Below are 3,137 nucleotides of genomic sequence, written 5' to 3'. Positions count from 1 at the left end.
ACCTTTGAACCTTTACTGAGATACTGAAGAGCAATTTTTGCTAAATGTGGATTAAAAACCACAATGGAGTGCCATTCAGTTTTCTCTACTTTTTGATTGTTTTTTTATCTGTATAGCTTTCAGAAGTTGCTATACTAAAATTGACTATTTCAGCTCCAGAATTCATTGTTTTGCTTTCGGGATCAGCACCGAGGCGTCCGATTAACATCACTTTATTTAGCATATTTTAGTTACCTTAAATTTGTATTTAAATATGTAAAAAAATCTTAGCATAATTTTATTATTTTTTCAATTATTTCAGTTAATTAATAACAGTTTTTTAAAGAATTACTTTATAATTTTATTTGATAAATTATTCATAAAAAAGATGTGTTATATAGATACTTCAGTCTTGTATTTAAAACTCTTGATATACATACATAAATGTATTAACATAAGACATGAAAATAAGATTTGAATGGGATGAAGCTAAAGCGAAAAGTAATCTTAGAAAGCACCCTGTAAGTTTTGAAATAGCTGCACGTGTTTTTACCGACCCATTCGCTATGGTTAAACAAGACCGTATTGAAAACGGAGAATATCGTTGGCAGACTTTAGGGCTTGTGGATGGTTTTTTATTGCTACTCGTAGCGCATACTGTTTATGATGATAAAGATGGCATAGAGGTAATCCGTATTATTTTAGCACGGCGTGCTAATTTGAAAGAGAGAAAACATTATGAAGAAGAAAGTTCGTTATGAAATTGATGTAGGTAACTTATCACCTTTGACAGATAAACAAAGAGTTGAAATTAAAAAACTGGCTGTAATGCCGGATAGCACAATTGATCATAGTGATATTCCACCACTAGATGATGCATTCTGGAAAAATGCAGTGCGCAATCCATTCTATAAACCAAAGAAAACTGTCACAACAGTGCGTGTGGATTCAGACGTATTAGCATGGCTTAAGAGTCAAGGAAAAGGCTACCAGACGCGGATTAACGCCATTTTACGTGATGCTATGCTTCGTTCAATGCGTTGACCTCTCCTTCCTCTAAAAAGCAAGGAAAGAGAGTTATATTAAAAAACTAAGCAGCTTTAACAGATTTTTCTAAAACCTGTTTTGCTTCTTCAATGAGTGTTTTATACTGCTTGCTTTCTTCTATCAACGTAAAGGCTTTAACAAGATGCATGTGGAGAGGACCATAAATATAAACAGCCTTTTTAGTTGGAGACATTTTATCCCAATCTTTTGGAAAATCAAAGCGTGTATCACGGTCACAATCAACAGATTGGTTTCTTAGTTTCTTTTCACATTCAATAAAATAACGGCGTGCTTGACGTCCTTTCTCATTGCGTTCAACCATGGAAAGCTCTTTTGCCATGTCTAGAGTGAGGTGATATTCTGTACTTGGACGACCACCTTGGAGGTTTTCGCCAAAATTGGCGAAAACTATATAATCCTGATTTTTTAGAAAACTGTATTTGTTAATACGATCTTTAATCCAATTAGAAAAGTCTCGTTTTACTTCCAAAAACACATGTAATTCACGTGCATTAACGGTTTGAATAATTTCTTGTCCAACAGCTTGTTCTGATATTTTAATTAGAGTGTTCATTATGAACTCCTAGTTGTTAAGGTTTTCTATTGACATCCAAAGAGAATGCCGGGCGCTAGAAAACACGGCAACTAGCCCGTCGTTATGCTTTTCCCAAAAAGGGTATTTTATGGCATAACCACACCCGACAAAATTATTATATGCGTGTAGCACACAATGAGTCAAAGCTTTTAAATTGCGGAAGATCAGTTATTTCGGCAACCAATCCGCTAGTTGTTTTAAGGTGTTTTCTAGGCACCTGATTCGACAATAGACATAATGTTGCCATATTGTCAAGCAACTTCCGATAACTTTTTAATCTCTCTATTGATCTCGTCTATAAGAGGTTCGTAATTGAGAACGCTTTTCGGAATATTCCCACCGTAAACCCATGCTTTTACTTGCGCTTTGGTACTGAAATCCGCATTCTTAGGTGTTTTGTAATACTGACCACCATCAAACTTTTCACACTCTCTTGTACCGTCTTCATATTCATAGAGGTTGTAAAAATACTCTGCTGCTCCATCTCCCCAAGGAACATAACCAACAGCTGTTGCAACAAACTCTTTTTGCATTGGTTGTTTACGCTTTTTTAAGAACAGGTCTTTTAATATTTTCATGTTTTTAGTCCATAATTTTACCAATAGGTTAATTTACCTCAAATTTGACCGTACAGAGCGTTTTATATTACAGATGTGTTTTCATCATAAAATCTTTAAATCGCTTTTTACGGTACCTTTTTGTCGATTTAAATGCATGTCTAATCGTAAAATGATCAGCACTTTTCACTAGTTTGCTGTGGACCAAAGCGTTTCATTATCCCACCAATGCCATTTAAAGTTTCTTCAAGCTCTTGCTTGTGAACAAGCGTTATAGGCGTTGAATGCTCTTTCTCTGCTTGTTCTTTCAACTCCTTTTCACGGAATCTCAAAACAGCATTGCGTACAAAATTGGCTTTTCTCAAAAGATCGTTTTCTAAATCTCGACACAACCTGACAAGTTCTCGTGTGCTCGGAAAAAACGTATCGGATAAACAATTTATTTCATCACATAAAATCCGTTTGACCACTGTCATCAATGACCATGCAGAGACATTTTCCAAAACCATTCCATAGGTCAACGCCATTCCCTCATGGTCTGATTGTTGTGCTATTTTCAAACCACACGACAGCATGCGAATAGCTTTTGCTATATCCTCTTTACCTGCTTTCACGGCGAAGAGCTCTTGCAATTGATCACCAGCCTCTAAAGCAATCGATTCCTGCTGTTTCGTTAATTGGCTGCCATCCTTCAAAACAAACGGACCGCTCGGAGGTATCATCGCATGAATGTGTTTCAAAATACCCTCGATTTCCGATATCAAGGAGACTGTCTGCGATACGCTCCCCAATGCTTTTTTGCTTTTGAGTGTAATTTCCATTGTTTCCACCATTGTTGTTCGTGTTTTTTGTTTTTTCTAAATCATCAACAGCCTTGCGTACCCAGTTACGCCATGTTGCTTGCCAATCGATTTTGGTTGCATTTGCTCCGGCTTTTGAACGCCAATAATCTCGAAACT

The 3,137-nt window shown here is 36.3% G+C and carries 5 protein-coding genes and 2 pseudogenes; 2 read left to right on the top strand and 5 right to left on the bottom strand.

Annotation, left to right across the window (positions count from 1 at the left end):
• Positions 1-223: pseudogene (locus ACFIO3_RS10650) on the bottom strand (single-stranded DNA-binding protein); the annotation flags it as partial.
• A gap of 217 nt (positions 224-440) precedes the next feature.
• On the opposite strand from ACFIO3_RS10650, the gene ACFIO3_RS10645 reads away from it, so the two are divergent.
• The gene (locus ACFIO3_RS10645; RefSeq protein ID WP_375608669.1) at positions 441-740 is read left to right on the top strand and encodes a BrnT family toxin; all 300 of its coding nucleotides are present in this window, start codon (positions 441-443) and stop codon (positions 738-740) included.
• Entirely contained in the window at positions 718-1,023 is a 306-nt protein-coding gene (locus ACFIO3_RS10640; RefSeq protein WP_375608668.1) for a BrnA antitoxin family protein, read from the top strand. The genes ACFIO3_RS10645 and ACFIO3_RS10640 overlap by 23 nt, the downstream gene beginning before the upstream one ends.
• A gap of 46 nt (positions 1,024-1,069) precedes the next feature.
• Here the strand turns inward: ACFIO3_RS10640 and ACFIO3_RS10635 are convergent, their stop codons facing one another.
• From ACFIO3_RS10635 to ACFIO3_RS10620, 4 genes and pseudogenes are all read right to left on the bottom strand, one after another.
• Positions 1,070-1,600: an antA/AntB antirepressor family protein gene (locus tag ACFIO3_RS10635; RefSeq protein WP_375608667.1), complete on the bottom strand. Its 531-nt coding sequence runs from the start codon at positions 1,598-1,600 to the stop codon at positions 1,070-1,072.
• Positions 1,601-1,872: 272 nt separating this feature from the next.
• The gene (locus ACFIO3_RS10630; protein ID WP_375608666.1) at positions 1,873-2,199 is read right to left on the bottom strand and encodes a hypothetical protein; all 327 of its coding nucleotides are present in this window, start codon (positions 2,197-2,199) and stop codon (positions 1,873-1,875) included.
• A 155-nt stretch (positions 2,200-2,354) separates the two neighbouring features.
• Positions 2,355-2,873, bottom strand: coding sequence for a hypothetical protein (locus tag ACFIO3_RS10625; RefSeq protein WP_375608665.1), 519 nt, complete (start codon positions 2,871-2,873; stop codon positions 2,355-2,357).
• A pseudogene (locus tag ACFIO3_RS10620) lies at positions 2,815-3,137 on the bottom strand (hypothetical protein); the annotation flags it as partial. The gene ACFIO3_RS10625 and the pseudogene ACFIO3_RS10620, both read right to left, overlap by 59 nt.

It is taken from the genome of Bartonella sp. AD328YNZD (assembly GCF_042196425.1).
The sequence above is the reverse complement of the archived record's forward strand: the minus strand, read 5'-3'. Positions and strand labels throughout refer to the sequence as shown.

Coding starts and splice junctions, on each gene's coding strand:
- ACFIO3_RS10645 (WP_375608669.1), top strand. CDS start 441: ATGAAAATAAGATTTGAATGGGATGAAGCTAAAGCGAAAAGTAATCTT.
- ACFIO3_RS10640 (WP_375608668.1), top strand. CDS start 718: ATGAAGAAGAAAGTTCGTTATGAAATTGATGTAGGTAACTTATCACCT.
- ACFIO3_RS10635 (WP_375608667.1), bottom strand. CDS start 1,600: ATGAACACTCTAATTAAAATATCAGAACAAGCTGTTGGACAAGAAATT.
- ACFIO3_RS10630 (WP_375608666.1), bottom strand. CDS start 2,199: ATGAAAATATTAAAAGACCTGTTCTTAAAAAAGCGTAAACAACCAATG.